This window comes from Immundisolibacter sp. (assembly GCF_041601295.1).
GTDB lineage: Bacteria > Pseudomonadota > Gammaproteobacteria > Immundisolibacterales > Immundisolibacteraceae > Immundisolibacter.
The window spans coordinates 26962-40944 of record NZ_JBFIII010000011.1; the positions used below are offsets into that span (position 1 = coordinate 26962).

Annotated in this window: 10 protein-coding genes and 2 tRNA genes; 5 read left to right on the top strand and 7 right to left on the bottom strand. The window is 64.2% G+C overall.

Going from position 1 to position 13983, the window contains the following annotated elements; translation table 11 throughout:
- Window positions 1-253: 253 nt before the first annotated feature.
- Window positions 254-2002, bottom strand: coding sequence for a DUF6600 domain-containing protein (locus ABZF37_RS02715; RefSeq protein WP_372716498.1), 1749 nt, complete (start codon window positions 2000-2002; stop codon window positions 254-256).
- Window positions 2003-2652: 650 nt separating this feature from the next.
- Between ABZF37_RS02715 and ABZF37_RS02720 the strand changes: the two genes are divergently transcribed.
- Both ABZF37_RS02720 and ABZF37_RS02725 read left to right on the top strand, forming a co-directional pair.
- Window positions 2653-3378, top strand: a complete 726-nt coding sequence (locus ABZF37_RS02720; protein ID WP_372716500.1) for a Crp/Fnr family transcriptional regulator — start codon at window positions 2653-2655, stop codon at window positions 3376-3378.
- A 174-nt stretch (window positions 3379-3552) separates the two neighbouring features.
- Window positions 3553-4260 carry a Crp/Fnr family transcriptional regulator gene (locus ABZF37_RS02725; RefSeq protein WP_372716502.1) on the top strand — a complete coding sequence of 236 codons (708 nt, stop codon included), beginning with the start codon at window positions 3553-3555 and terminating at the stop codon, window positions 4258-4260.
- 175 nt (window positions 4261-4435) lie between these two features.
- Here the strand turns inward: ABZF37_RS02725 and ABZF37_RS02730 are convergent, their stop codons facing one another.
- Window positions 4436-5341, bottom strand: coding sequence for a GGDEF domain-containing protein (locus ABZF37_RS02730; RefSeq protein WP_372716504.1), 906 nt, complete (start codon window positions 5339-5341; stop codon window positions 4436-4438).
- A gap of 301 nt (window positions 5342-5642) precedes the next feature.
- Between ABZF37_RS02730 and ABZF37_RS02735 the strand changes: the two genes are divergently transcribed.
- Genes ABZF37_RS02735 through ABZF37_RS02745 form a run of 3 tightly spaced genes read left to right on the top strand, consistent with a single transcriptional unit; the run spans window position 5643 to window position 8233 of the window.
- Window positions 5643-6818, top strand: coding sequence for an acyl-CoA dehydrogenase family protein (locus tag ABZF37_RS02735; RefSeq protein ID WP_372716506.1), 1176 nt, complete (start codon window positions 5643-5645; stop codon window positions 6816-6818).
- Complete coding sequence (locus ABZF37_RS02740) at window positions 6811-7833, top strand: phosphotransferase family protein (RefSeq protein ID WP_372716508.1); 1023 nt, start codon at window positions 6811-6813, stop codon at window positions 7831-7833. Before ABZF37_RS02735 ends, ABZF37_RS02740 begins: the two co-directional genes overlap by 8 nt.
- Before the next feature lie 7 nt (window positions 7834-7840).
- Complete coding sequence (locus ABZF37_RS02745) at window positions 7841-8233, top strand: DUF6285 domain-containing protein (protein WP_372716510.1); 393 nt, start codon at window positions 7841-7843, stop codon at window positions 8231-8233.
- Window positions 8234-8254: 21 nt separating this feature from the next.
- On the opposite strand, the gene ABZF37_RS02750 is transcribed toward ABZF37_RS02745, so the two are convergent.
- The 5 genes from ABZF37_RS02750 to ABZF37_RS02770 form a co-directional block, all read right to left on the bottom strand.
- Window positions 8255-11695: a methylmalonyl-CoA mutase family protein gene (locus tag ABZF37_RS02750; protein ID WP_372716512.1), complete on the bottom strand. Its 3441-nt coding sequence runs from the start codon at window positions 11693-11695 to the stop codon at window positions 8255-8257.
- 548 nt (window positions 11696-12243) lie between these two features.
- Window positions 12244-12317: transfer RNA gene (locus ABZF37_RS02755), tRNA-Cys, on the bottom strand.
- A gap of 50 nt (window positions 12318-12367) precedes the next feature.
- Window positions 12368-12443: transfer RNA gene (locus ABZF37_RS02760), tRNA-Gly, on the bottom strand.
- A gap of 41 nt (window positions 12444-12484) precedes the next feature.
- Window positions 12485-13048 carry a CDP-diacylglycerol--glycerol-3-phosphate 3-phosphatidyltransferase gene (gene pgsA / locus ABZF37_RS02765; protein ID WP_372716514.1) on the bottom strand — a complete coding sequence of 188 codons (564 nt, stop codon included), beginning with the start codon at window positions 13046-13048 and terminating at the stop codon, window positions 12485-12487.
- Window positions 13048-13983: excinuclease ABC subunit UvrC (locus tag ABZF37_RS02770; protein WP_372716516.1), on the bottom strand; the 936-nt coding region annotated here is incomplete at its 5' end. The genes ABZF37_RS02770 and pgsA, both read right to left, overlap by 1 nt.

Below are 13983 nucleotides of genomic sequence, written 5' to 3' on the forward strand. Positions count from 1 at the left end.
GGTCCGAATGCATTTGCATGCGTGGGGTCACGTCCGTGCAACGCCGCGAAATCTGGCAGTACAACGGGATATCGCAAGGGCGCGTCCGATGCCCACGCCCGGCTGAACCACGGGCGGCGATTGGATAGGGCCGGGTGACCCGTGCTGGTGCGACACCCGCGTTTTGCCAAGGCCTGACGCTGGACCGCTGACTACCGGTAAGGCGAGCCTGCCGCGTGGTTGTCGCGCGACTTTAAAGACACGCAAGGGTCGATCATTCCGGGGCCGTGTTCCCGTTTGGAACGTCGCGGCGGTATTGATTCAGTTGCTCCCGTTCGCCGCTCAGGTGGCGTGAGTCCCGCGGATTGGCGGAGCGACCGGAAGCTCGCCCTTGCGTTTCGGCGTCATGCTCCGTCGTTTGCTGAATGTTGCTCCGCCGGGTCCGGGTGGGTTGTTGGCCGGGGTCGCCTGCGCCGCGGTCCAATGCGGGCCGCGAAGCTGTCGTCTCTGTGTCTCGCCCAGCCAATGCTCTACGACGCTGGAACCCGTCCGCCCGGGCGTCCACCGCGCCGCGCTGTGCCGGGATCACGCGTACTCTGGGCGTGACCTCACTTCTGAGCCGGGGTGTGCCTTCGGTGCCCGGCAAAGGCCTGATGGCCGATCGCTCTGGCGCCCGCTGCGAGGCATCCACGGATCGATGTTCGCGTTCGGCGAACGGTCCTCGTGGGGCTGGCTTGACTCTAATGTTCGTCGCCGGAACCGGTTCGACGGCAGACGGCTTCGGTACGCGTCCGGGAGCGTTCCGTAGCGTCGGCTCGCGTGTAGCAAATGGCCTGTCCCGCAGCGGCGGTGCGTGGCGTGCGACTACCCGGCGCTCGACCGCTTCATCTGGTGGACGGACTCGGGTCGCCTTGCCCGCACCGATGACGCTTTGTGCTCCTGGCGTAATCGGAGCCACGCTGGTGATGTCGCCGGTGGCGATCGCATCGCCGTCGAGGCGAATCGCTGCTTTGCGTACAGATCGCGAGTTCTTGAACACATCGCCGGGCACCGCGGTGATGGCATCTGAAACTGAGCGGTTGACGTGGTTTACCTGCCCGATATCGATATCGCCGCGAGCGTAATTGTTATAGATGTCAGTGATGAAATTGTTATTAATAACAGTATTATTGCCATTGATGCGGGTGAAATAGTCGCGGCTGGCCTGGTAGCACGGCACGTAGACGTCGCGCGGACCCAGCGGGAACCAGCCGATTGACGAACCATAGCCTGAGCTGAACGAGGGGCTCCAGCCGCGGCCACCGATGAACGCGACCAGCGCGGGTGCGTAGATCGAGCGCCTGTGGCGCGGCACTGGAATCCAGCCCCAGTAGTTGGATACGGAAACCCAACGCCCATAGTGGAACGGCGCGAAGCCCCACGGTGCATGATCTACCCAGGTCCAGCCCCATGGCTCCTGCCAGACCCAATGACCATCGCGGTAGGGCGCCCAACCGGCATCAACCCGGTTGGGAAACCACACATCGCCGTAGCTGGGCACCGAGCGCCAGCTGCCGTAATCGTCCAGGTCCGCGTAGCCCACCAGGTCGTCATCGACGTAACGCAGCGCCGGTGAGCGGTCCAGACGCCGGTCGCGGTCAAGACTGTAGCGATCGAAATCGTCCTGACGGGGTGGGCCGAAGATATCGTGATCGCGCAGATCCGCTCCGTGGAAGCGCACCGTATCCCCGGCACGCAACGGGAAACTGGCGTTTTCGCCGAATGCTTCGCCGGCGCCCTCCCATACAATAATCGTGGTTTGGTGATTTGGCGGGTCGACATCGATGCGGTAGCGCCCGGGACGGTTGGCGTTGAACGCGAGAAAAGGTGTGGCTATCTCGTAGATCTGCCCCGGATCCATGCGCCGCACCCGAAGATTGATAGTGCCCTGTGTCAGTCGGAACTGCGCAATGCGGTCGTCCAGCTGCAGGATCTCAAGGCTGGTGTCCGACCCGAGGCGCAGCGCCGCGCTGCCGACCTGCAACTCGCCACGCGCGTGGTGATCGGTCCACAGGCGATCACCACGGATCAGTGGACGATTGCGCACGAGGCCGACCCACTCGTCCTCGCCGGCCGGCGAGTAACTGATTTCACCTTGGCTGTGACTCAGGCGCGCCACGCGTCCCGTTGGATCGGCGTGCGCCGCGTCGGCAACCGGCACGCAACACAAGGAAAACAGCAATACGCCAGCAATGGCAGTTCGCCGCGACAGCTTAGGCATGGAAGGCCTCTTTTAATGCCACAGCCACGGGTTGTCCGGCTTGAGCGACTGGGCGCTGGAGCGGGCGGAATGTTCTGTGAACAAGACATCCGTGGCCGTATCCGGGCTACTTTAAGCCCATCCGCTTGGGTTGGGGGAGTTGGGCTGTTCGCAGCTGGCGCGTGGCGAATCTGGCATAGGTTCACTTGAGCCAACAGGACGTTCTTGGCCAGCCCCGCGCCGGAGGGGCTGTTTTACGGACAAACTGGCGCTCGAAAAGCCGAAATGGGTGCTCAGCGCGGCCCCGAGCATCGCCGCTGGAGTGGGTTTCCAGCTATGTGCGGTACCGTACATAAAGCATCCGGGAACTTTATTTATAGTTTTCGGATCAGCAGAGCAACTGGTTGTCTGCCTTCGCGCTGATTGAGGTTCGCGTGCCCACAACCCAACACAACTACCTATTGACTGCCTTGTCGGCTGAGGTCCAGAACCGCTTGTTTGGCAAGCTCGAACGCGTGCCCCTGGAGCTTGGTCAAGTACTGTACGAGTCCGGGGCAACCTTGCACCACGTCTATTTTCCGATCGACAGCATCGTGTCGCTGCTGTACGTGATGGAAAGCGGTGCGTCGGCGGAGATCGCGGTGGTCGGCAACGAGGGCGTGGTCGGTGTTTCCCTGTTCATGGGTGGGGAAAGCACGCCGAGCCGGGCCATTGTGCAGAGCGCCGGTCAGGCCTACCGACTGCCCGGGGACCTGGTGCTTGATGAGTTCAATCGCCACGGCGACCTGCTGCTACTGCTGCTGCGCTATACCCAGGCGCTGATTACCCAGATGGCTCAGACAGCGGTGTGCAACCGGCATCATACGATTGACCAGCAGCTGTGCCGGTGGCTGTTGTTGTCCCTGGACCGCCTGCCGGACAACCGCTTGGCCATGACCCAGGACCTGATCGCCAATATGCTTGGCGTGCGCCGCGAGGGCGTTACCGAGGCAGCCGGCAAGTTGCAGCGGCTCGCCGTGATCGAGTACCAGCGTGGGCAGATCACGGTCTTGGACCGGCCCGAGCTCGAGCGGCTCAGTTGCGAATGCTACGCAGTTGTCAGCCGGGAAACCCGACGCCTGCTGCCTTATCTGCCTCCGTTCGCCTCCCGGGGTAACTGAAACGCCAAGCAGGTGCTCGGGGCCCGGGTGCTACAGAAAGCTCCCGCGAAATGCCGCGCCGTACGTGGCCTGGCGCACGGACCCACTTTCGCGGTCAGTTACACTCCAAACCGTGGGATAGCCTCAGCGCCTATTCCGTGCCAGCCCGGCGTCACTGTGTTGCAGGACAGTTCTGTGTCAATCGCAACACCCGGGCGAGTGGTCAATCGCCTGATCGAAGCCTTGCCAGGCAAGGACCGCAGCCGGATTCTGGGACACTGCACGCCAGTCAGTCTGGTTTTTGGGACTGTCCTTTGTGAGCCAGGGCAGCCTTGCCCACAGGTGTATTTTCCCCTCACCGGCTTTATCTCACTGGTGGCCGTTGTTGGCGCCCACCCGCCGTTGGAAATGGGACTGATCGGCAACGAGGGTTTGCTTGGCGCGACCCTGCTGTTGGGGGTCAATACGGCGCCGCTGCGCGCCGTGGTGCAAGGCTCCGGTAGCGCATTGCGGATGACTGCGCCGCAGCTTCGGCGCGAACTGCGCGACAGCCCCGCCGTGCGCCGCGTCCTGGGCGGCTATTTGTACGTGTTGATGGCGCAGTTGTCGCAAACCGCCGCGTGTACTCGTTTCCATCAAGTGGAGGCGCGCTTGGCGCGCTGGTTGCTGATGACGCATGATCGCGCGCACGCGGATCACTTCCATCTTACGCACAGCTTTCTTGCCGACATGCTAGGGGTGCAAAGAAGCGCGGTCACCATTGCCGCGGGCAAGCTGCAACGCAGGAAACTGATTCGCTACATCCGCGGCGAGATCGGTGTCCTCGACCGCAGTGGACTCGAGGCGGCATCGTGCGAATGCTACGCATCCGGGATCGGCAACTACGCGCGATTCTTGCCCTAGTCCCTCAAGCTATAAATTTCGCTCTTACTCGCTGTAGTTCGCTTCGCGCACTCAGTGCGCGGATGCGTGTCCGGGCACGTACGCAAACTTATAGCTTGGGGTGCCAGGTTTCGCGCTCAGGCGAGGGCGGCAGTCGAAGTGGATAGCGTTCCTGGCTGGCGTTTACCCGGCAGGATCAATCAGCACTACAGACACAGTTGCGGCCGGCTTGTTTGGCGCCGTACAAAGCTGTATCCGCGCGTTCGAACAGTTTGGGGCCGGTGTCGCTGGTGCGTAAGGTCGCCAGGCCAATACTCAGCGTGGGCCGGGCGGTGCCGATTTTTGGCGCCTGCTCGGCAACGGTCTTGCGCAAGCGCTCGGCCACTTCGGAGGCTGCGGCTCCGGCGCTGCCAATCAGCAGTACCGCGAACTCGTCCCCAGCGTAGCGAAACACGTGATCCGAATCGCGCACGCAGGCGCGCATGGTCTGCGCCACCGCCTGCAGAGCTTTGTCACCGGCACTGTGGCCATTGCGGTCATTGATTTGCTTCAGGTTATCAAGGTCGACCATCAGCAGCGTGAGCTGCGTGTCGTAGCGCTGCGCCCGGCTGATCTCACGCGGCAGGGCTTCACTGAACACGCCGCGGTTGGACAGGCCGGTCAGGGGGTCGGTCGCTGCGTCGTGCTGGGCACGTCGGTATAGCAGGGCGTTGCGTATCGGGTACACCACAGCACCCAGGAGCTGTTCCAGCGATGCCAGCTCGGTCTCGTCAAAGCGGCGACGGCGTGTCACGCGTAGCGTGCCCAGGGACATTTTCTCGACCGTTAACTGATAGGAACAGGCGTGACGCCCGGCCGAGCCATGGACGATGACCCGCTCATGACCGGCAAGTTCATGCCGGAAACTGAGGCTGTCATGCGGCACAAATTCGCCGACACTGCGCGAGAACTGATCGATCAGAGGCTCCAGATCGAGGTGACGCTGCAGGCTCCCGGCCAGGTCCAGCGTAAAACGCGGCAGCTCTGACGGATCGCGCTGCCGCACCGGCGCGCGACCGACCGGTTTGTCGTGCTGCTGGGGCGCGATGTTGATCAGTTTCATTTTTAGATTCCTATGGTTGGCGATAAAACCTCGCCGACGATGGAAAGATAGCAGTTTGCATGCCAAATATTTTTGACGCTGACTTATATGCCATCATAAATCCGCGCCGGTACGACGTTTGGGCGGGTTGCAGTCGCGTTTTTAAGCGGCCGTCTGAGCCAAAATAGGGCCTATGCGCCAATACTCTGGCGGCATGCCGGTCCGGATCGATCTGCCCCGTCGAAATTTCGGCGCTGGGGGGGTGGCTGGCGGGGTCTAGAATTCACTCCGGTTCTGCCCGCGGTGACATGGAGGCTGGTTGATGTTCGATTTTTCGGTGCGCCCGGAGCTTGAGGCGCTGCTGACGCAGGTGCGGTGCTTTGTGGATCAGGAGGTCATTCCGCGTGAGGCGGAGGTGGCAGCGCAGCCCAGCCGTCTTGAGCCCGTGCGGGGCGAGCTACAGCATGCGGCGCGAGCGGCCGGTGTATTCGCGCCGCGCGTGCCGCGCGAGCTGGGTGGCCTGGGTCTGGACTGGCGCGACAGCGCGCTGGTGTTCGAGCTGGCCGGGCGCAGCCTGCTCGGGCCGCAGGCTCTGAACTGCGCCGCGCCGGACGAGGGCAATATGCATCTGCTGCACGCGGTCGGCAGCGAGCCGCAGAAGGCGCGCTATTACACGCCGCTGGCACGCGGCGAAGTGCGGTCCTGCTTTGCCATGACCGAACCGGCGCCCGGTGCCGGCTCCGACCCGTCCATGCTGCTGACGCGCGCCGTACGCGACGGCAACCAGTGGGTGATCGACGGCGACAAGTGGTTTATCAGTGGTGCCCAAGGGGCAGCTTTCGTCATCTGTATGGCGCGTACCGAGGCCGGGCCGACCATGTTTCTGGTTGACGGCGATAACCCGGGCTTTCAGATTCTGGCGCTGACCCCGACTCTGGATCATGCATTCCCGGGTGGCCATTGCGAGGTGCGCTTTACGCAGTGTCGGGTCAGCGACGACGCGGTGCTGGGCGAGGTTGGAAAGGGCTACGACTACGCGCAGCAGCGCCTGGGGCCCGGCCGGTTGACGCACTGCATGCGCTGGCTGGGCATTGCCGGCCGGGCGCTTGATATTGCGATGGACTACGTAAACCGGCGTGACTCCTTCGGCAAGCGCCTGGCCCAGCACCAGGAGATGCAGCGGATGGTTGCGGAATCGGCGATCGAAATGCACAGCTCGCGTCTGATGATCTGGCAGGCCGCCTGGTGCCTGGATCGCGGTGAGCGGGCTTTGCACGAGACCAGCATGGCCAAGGTGTACGTGGCGGAGGCGGTCAATCGCATCGTCGACCGGGCGGTGCAGATGTGCGGCGCGCGCGGCATAAGCGAGTACCTGCCACTGGCCAATTTTTACCGCGAAATCCGCGGCTTCCGAATCTACGACGGGGCCAGCGAGGTGCACCGTGCCAGCATTGGCATCCGCGTGCTGCGCGAGGCGCGCGGGGCGCGCAGTGACTGAAACTGAGGCTTTGACGCAGGCGCTCGCGCCGTGGGTTGTCGAGCGGTTTGGCCAGGACGCGACGCTGCGCAGCGTCGCCTTGCTCGCGGGCGGCGCCTCCCAGCAAGCCTGGCGGCTGGACCTGACCACGCCGAATGGACCAATGGCCTTGGTGGCGCGTCGAGATCTCGGTGGTCAGATGTTTGCCACTGCTCTGTCGCGTCGGGACGAGTTCGCGGTGATCGAACTTGCCCACCACGCCGGCGTGCCGGCACCGCGACCGTACGCCTACCTGCCTGATGTCCTGGGCAAGGCGGCGTTTGTGATGGCTTGCCTCGACGGCGAGACCATCGGCCGGCGCATTGTCCGGGAGCCGCGTCTGGCGGCGGCCAGACAGGTGCTGCCGCAGCAGATGGGGCTGGCGCTGGCGGCCATTCATGGCATTGCCGTGGCCAAGGCCGATTTCTTGCCCGGGCCACAGGGCCACGAGGGACCGGCGGCCTATGGTCTGCGCCTGCTGGAACAAGAACTTGCCGGCGTCGAAGCACCTTACCCGGCGCTCGAACTCGGGCTCGCCTGGCTGCGCGCCCATCCGCCGTCGGAAACCGCGCCGGTGCTGTGTCACGGCGATTTTCGCGTTGGCAACGTAGTGGTGGGCGAGGGTGGTCTGGTCGGCGTGCTCGACTGGGAATTCGCCCATCGCGGCCACCCGGGCGAGGATCTGACCTTCGGCGCCATCCGCGCCTGGCGCTTTGGCGAAGTCGGCCAGCGCTATGGAGGCGTGGGTCAGATGCGGGAGTTTCTGGATGCCTACAACGCCGCTCGTGGAACCCGCTTCGAGGCGCGCGAGCTGTACTGGTTCGAGATCGCCGCCAACCTGAAGTGGGCGATCGCCACCGTGACCCAGGCACGCCGGCATTGGTCGGGGCAGGAGCCAAGCCTTGAATTGGCGAGCCTGGGGCGCATGACCGCCGAAATCGAACTGGAAATTCTCAGCCTGATCGACCCCCACCACCCGCGCTACGCAGGAGATTGATTCAGCCATGCAGGACCGTCCCACCGCACAGGAACTGCTGGCGGCCGTTCGCGAGTTCATCGCCAGCGAGCTGCTGCCGGTGATCGGTGACCCACGGCTGCGCTTTCGCACCCTGGTGGCCGGCAATCTGCTGCAGATGCTGCAACGCGAGCTGGCACAGGAGCCGGCACTGCTGCGTGATGAGTGGCAAGGTCTGGCGGCGCTGCTGGGTCGCGCCGATGCGCCACCACATGATGTGATCGAACTGACCGCGGGGCTGCGCGCCAGAAACCAGACGCTATGTGCACTGATCCGCGCAGGCGAGGCGCCACCGGGCAGCCTCGCGGAAGTTACGCAGGCCGTGCGGGTCAAGCTTGAAGTCGCGAATCCGCGCTATTTGGCCGGCTTCGAGCCGGTCTGAAGGCGCGGCAGCAGCCGTGCCTCACATACTGCGCCGATACTGCCCGCCCACTTGATACAGCGCGTGGCTGATTTGACCGAGCGTGGCGTGCTGGGTGGCGTCCATCAGGGCGGCAAAGATGTTCTCGCCAGCGGTGGCGGAGCGCTGCAACTGGGTCAGGGCGGCCTGTGCCGTGCGGGCGTGGCGGGCCTGGAACGTCCCTACGGTTTCCAGTTGTAGTTGTTTTTCGGCCTCAGTGGAGCGGATCAGCTCGCCGCTGAACTCGGCATCCTGCACGCCGCCGCGGGCCAGGTAGGTGTTCACGCCGACGATGGGCAGGCTGCCGTCGTGTTTTTTGTGCTCGTAGTAGAGGCTTTCTTCCTGAATCTTGCCGCGCTGGTACTGGGTTTCCATGGCCCCCAGCACGCCGCCGCGCTCGGCCAGACGCTCGAACTCCTGGTACACGGCCTCTTCCACCAGGTCGGTCAACTGCTCGATGGCGAAGGAGCCTTGCAGTGGGTTTTCGTTTTTGTTCAGGCCAAGTTCCTTGTTGATGATCAGCTGGATGGCCACGGCGCGGCGGACGGATTCCTCGGTCGGGGTGGTGACGGCCTCGTCATAGGCATTGGTGTGCAGGCTGTTGCAGTTGTCGTACAAGGCGTACAGGGCCTGCAGGGTGGTGCGGATGTCGTTGAACTGGATTTCCTGCGCGTGCAGGGAACGGCCGGAGGTCTGGATGTGGTACTTCATCATCTGCGCCCGGGGGCTGGCGCCGTAGCGCTCGCGCAGGGCGCGCGCCCAGATGCGGCGGGCTACGCGGCCCAGCACGGCGTACTCGGGATCCATGCCGTTGCTGAAGAAAAACGACAGGTTGGGCGCGAAGTCGTCGACCGCCATGCCACGCGCCAGGTAGTACTCGACGATGGTGAAGCCGTTGGCCAGCGTGAAGGAGAGCTGGCTGATGGGGTTCGCGCCGGCCTCGGCGATGTGATAGCCCGAGATCGACACCGAATAGAAATTGCGCACCTGCTGGTCGACGAAGTACTGCTGGATGTCGCCCATCATGCGCATGGCGAATTCGGTGCTGAAGATGCAGGTGTTCTGTGCCTGGTCTTCCTTGAGAATGTCCGCCTGCACGGTGCCGCGCACGGCTCTGAGGGTGTCGGCCTTGATGCGGGCGTAGGTTTCCGCGCCGACGATCTGGGTGCCGGTCACGCCCAGCAGGCTTAAACCCAATCCGTCGTTGCCTTCAGGCAACTTGCCGTCGTAGGTGGGGCGCGTTTGCCCAGCCAGCAGCGCGGTAATTTTCTGCTCGGCCTGCGACCACTCGCCGCTCTGGCGCAGATATTTTTCCACCTGCTGATCGATGGCTGCGTTCAAGAACATGGCCAGGATCATCGGCGCCGGACCGTTGATGGTCATCGATACCGAGGTGGTCGGGCTGCACAGGTCGAAGCCCGAGTAGAGCTTTTTCATGTCGTCCAGACAGCAGATGGACACGCCGGAATTGCCGACTTTTCCGTAAATGTCGGGCCGCGGGTGCGGATCCTCGCCGTACAGGGTGACCGAGTCGAAGGCAGTCGACAGACGCGCCGCCGGTTGCCCCAACGACAGGTAGTGAAACCGCCGGTTGGTGCGTTCGGGCGTGCCCTCGCCGGCAAACATGCGGGTCGGGTCTTCGCCGGCGCGTCGATATGGATAGACGCCACCGGTATAGGGGTAGCCCCCCGGCAGGTTCTCGTTGTGCAGGAAGCACAGCAGCTCGCCCCAGTCGCGGTAGCGCGGGGCGGCGATCTTGGGCACCCGCTGGCGCGACAGCGTTTCGACGTAGTTATCGCCAGTCACGGTCCGGCCGCGCACGTCGTAACTGAACTGATCGGCGGTGACGGCGTCGCGCCGCTGCGGCCAATCGGCCAGCAGGCGCACGGAGTCATCGGATAACTCGGCCAGTGCTGCGTTGTATCGCTGGCGCAGCAGCAACAGGGTGCGGTCAGCGTCCTCGGTGAGCGCTGGCTGTGGATAGGGGGTCAAGGCCGGCGGTAGTGCCGCGTCGTCGAGTGCGGCCAGACTCTGGTGGTAGCTTTGCGCCAGGCTCGCCGATTGCGCCTGCGCTTCGATGTCCGCGCGAAGGCCGCGGCCCTGACTGGCGATCTCCGCCAGATAGCGGGCACGGGCGGGCGGGATCAGCGCCTGTGCCCGCGGTTCGCGCTGCGTGGTGTCGAGGTCCGGGGTCCAGCGCTTGGCGTCCAGGCTGAGCTTTTTGATCAGGTGCTGGCACAGGGTGGCGAACAGCCAGTTCACACCTGGGTCGTTGAACTGGCTGGCGATGGTCGGGAATACCGGAATCTGCTCGTCGCCGAGCTCAAAGGCCACCCGGTTGCGCTTCCACTGCTTGCGAACGTCGCGCAGCGCGTCCTCGGCGCCGCGTTTCTCGAATTTGTTCAGAACCACCAGATCGGCGTAGTCCAGCATGTCGATTTTTTCGAGCTGGCTGGCGGCGCCGTACTCGCTGGTCATGACATAAATGGACAGATCGGTAAGGTCCACGATCTCGGTATCGCTCTGCCCGATGCCAGCGGTCTCCACCAGGATCAGCCCGAAGCCGCAGTCGGCCAGAAAATCGATCTCGTCCTTGAGGACCACCGAGGTGGCCAGGTGCGAACGGCGGGTGGCTACCGAGCGCATAAAAATGCGTTCGTCGGCCAGGGCGTTCAGCCGGATGCGGTCCCCCAGCAGGGCGCCACCGGTGCGTCGGCGTGTGGGGTCCACCGCCAGCACCGCCAGGCGAAGCTCGGGAAACTGCGTCAGGAAGCGCAGCAGAAGCTCATCGGTCAGGCTCGATTTGCCGGCCCCACCGGGACCGGTGATGCCGAGCACCGGCGGGCGCCCGGTTGCATGCTTGGGCCACACCGACTTCAGGCGGCTGCGCGCCGGGCCCTCGCCGGTCAGGTTCTCAAGCGCGGTCAGGCAGCGGGCGATGGCCGAATGCTCGTGTGGCCCGGTGGGCCGGATGGGCAGGTTGTCCACCCGATGCTGCGCGGTACGCGTCAGCATGTCCGAAATCATGCCCTCGAGGCCGAGCTCACGCCCGTCGTGGGGGCTGTAGATGCGCTCCACGCCATAGGCCTCAAGCTCGCGGATTTCGACCGGCACGATCACGCCGCCGCCGCCGCCAAACACTCGCACGTGGCCAGCGCCCGCCTCGCGCAGCAGGTCGACCATGTACTTGAAGAACTCGACGTGTCCGCCCTGGTACGACGACACCGAGATGCCGTCGGCATCTTCCTGCAGCGCTGCGCGGACGATTTCCTGGACGCCGCGGTTGTGGCCCAGGTGGATGACTTCCGCTCCCTGGTCCTGCATCAGCCGGCGCATGATGTTGATGGCGGCATCGTGGCCGTCGAACAGCGCGGCGGCGGTGACAAAGCGCAGCGGTCGGGCAGCGGTAGCCGTCTCGATATCGGGCGAGCGCTTAGCGTGCATGGCAGGACTCCACGGTCATATCGGCAACCTTCGCTGCTGCGGCGCACGCGGTCGCGCGAGCGCTGTTTTTTTCGCATTCATATTTAATCGCCGGGTCGGCCAACCGCCTGGCACTGGTCCAAGGCGCTTGACGCGCGCTGCAAAGTTTCTGTTGCTGGTTGCATATTGCCACGTGGGGCGCGGGATTCAGCGAGGTGGACTTGAGTTTCGCACGCTGATATGTGGTGCACGTCTGACCAAGGTGCTTGCTGCGGCAAGGCTGAGGGCAGCCGCTGAAGGGCAGGATGGGTAGGGTTCAAACAAGGCTGAACCGCCGCATACATACAGCGACGGTACCGCGACAGGAGGGGGCGCTGCGAGCCAGCAATAGTCCAGTCCACCGACGAACGGATGATGCGACGGTCACGAACGTTATGGATGACCGGCTAAGGTGGACTGGAGCCAGTCAAGCTCCTTGCCCAAGTGCCAAAAAGTGTTGGGTCAGGGAGTACGCGAACGTGCCGGCCCGCGATAGCGTCGGGCTGTAGCAGGTAATTCTGCGCTCAAGGTGGAGGCTAGGGCCGGAATCGAACCGACGTACGCGGCTTTGCAGGCCGCTGCATGACCACTCTGCCACCTAGCCGGGGACCAGAAACGTGTGGCCGCGCTCAAGGCGCGGCCAGAACGGACGAATGGAGCGGGAAACGAGACTCGAACTCGCGACCTCAACCTTGGCAAGGTTGCGCTCTACCAACTGAGCTATTCCCGCCCGAATGGGAGGCGGATTTTCGGGGTCGGCGGCCGTAGCTGTCAAGCTTTGATCAGGCTGGGCCAGGCCGCCCGGAGGTACTGCGCCATTGACCATAGGGTCAGCGCAACCGCTCCGTAAAAACACGCCAAGCCTAACCAGTACACGGGTAGACCCGCAATCGGGTGCTGATAGAGCATCAGGGTGATGGCGGTCATCTGTGCGGTGGTCTTGAATTTGCCGAGGCGCGACACCGCCACGCGGCCGCTCTCGCCCATCTCGGCCATCCATTCGCGAAGCGCCGATACGGTGATTTCGCGGCCGATAATGATGATGGCTGGCACCGTCACGTAGATCCGTGGATCGCCCTGTACCAGGAGCACAACCGCTGCTGCGACCAGCAGTTTGTCCGCCACCGGATCCAGGAAGCGGCCAAACTGCGACGTCTGGTCAAGTCGGCGCGCCAGGTAGCCGTCCAGCCAGTCGGTCACGGAACTGGTCAGGAACAGCGCCGCTGCGACGGGCCGGCCCCAACTGAAGGGCAGTGCAAAGCACAGCACTACCAACGGGATGGTGCCGATACGCGCCAGGGTGAGCAGGTTCGGCAGATTCAGTGGCGGTTGCATCAAACGCTTTCTCCGTGCAGGACGTCGTATACCGCCTGAGCCAAAGTGTGGCTGATACCGGGCACTTGCGCCAAGTCGTCCACGCCGGCGCGGCGCAATGCTTGCAGGCCGCCAAAGCGCGTCAGCAGCAGGCGCCGACGCTTGGGGCCGAGCTGTGGAATGTCTTCAAGTGGCGATTGATTGCGCGTGCGCTGACGGCGACCGCGGTGGCCCGCGATGGCAAAGCGGTGCGCTTCGTCGCGAATATGCTGGATCAGGTGCAGGGCCGGCGAATCGGGCGGCAGGAAGATCGGCTGCTCGCGGCCCATCAGCAGCAGCGTTTCCGCACCCGGCCGGCGTGTCTCGCCCTTGGCCACGCCCAGCACCGTAAGACCGCTGACTTGCAGTTCGTCCAGTACCGCCGCGACGCGGCCCAGCTGGCCGGCACCGCCGTCGATCAGCAGGATGTCCGGGAACTTGCCTTCGCCCTTTTGCAGGCGCGTGTAGCGCCGCTCGATGGCCTGCGCCATGGCGCCGTAATCGTCGCCGCCGGTGACGCCCTCGATATTGAAGCGCCGATAGTCGGACTTGGCGGGCCCGTCGGCGTCGAACACCACGCACGAGGCGACTGGCGCCTCGCCCATGGTGTGGCTGATGTCAAAGCACTCCAGGCGCTGCGGCAGGCTGTCCAGGCCAAGCGCTTCCTGCAGGGCCTCGTAACGCTCGCGAATGCTGGCACTGCTGGCCAGACGTCGTCCGAGGGTCAGCGCGGCGTTGGTGCGGGCCAGGCGCAGCCACTTGCCTCGATCCCCACGCACGGCGGCGGTCAGGCGTACCCGGTGGCCGCTGACCGTGGCCAGGGCGGCTTCGATCAGCGCCTGGTCCGGCACCGCATGGCTGATGACGATCTCGTCCGGCACCTCACCGTCGAGGTAATGTTGTGGCAGGAATGCCGC

Bases quoted from the DNA above. Each gene is read 5' to 3' on its own strand.
- ABZF37_RS02730 (WP_372716504.1), bottom strand. From the start codon at position 5,341: ATGAAACTGATCAACATCGCGCCCCAGCAGCACGACAAACCGGTCGGT.
- ABZF37_RS02735 (WP_372716506.1), top strand. From the start codon at position 5,643: ATGTTCGATTTTTCGGTGCGCCCGGAGCTTGAGGCGCTGCTGACGCAG.
- ABZF37_RS02745 (WP_372716510.1), top strand. From the start codon at position 7,841: ATGCAGGACCGTCCCACCGCACAGGAACTGCTGGCGGCCGTTCGCGAG.
- ABZF37_RS02750 (WP_372716512.1), bottom strand. From the start codon at position 11,695: ATGCACGCTAAGCGCTCGCCCGATATCGAGACGGCTACCGCTGCCCGA.
- pgsA (WP_372716514.1), bottom strand. From the start codon at position 13,048: ATGCAACCGCCACTGAATCTGCCGAACCTGCTCACCCTGGCGCGTATC.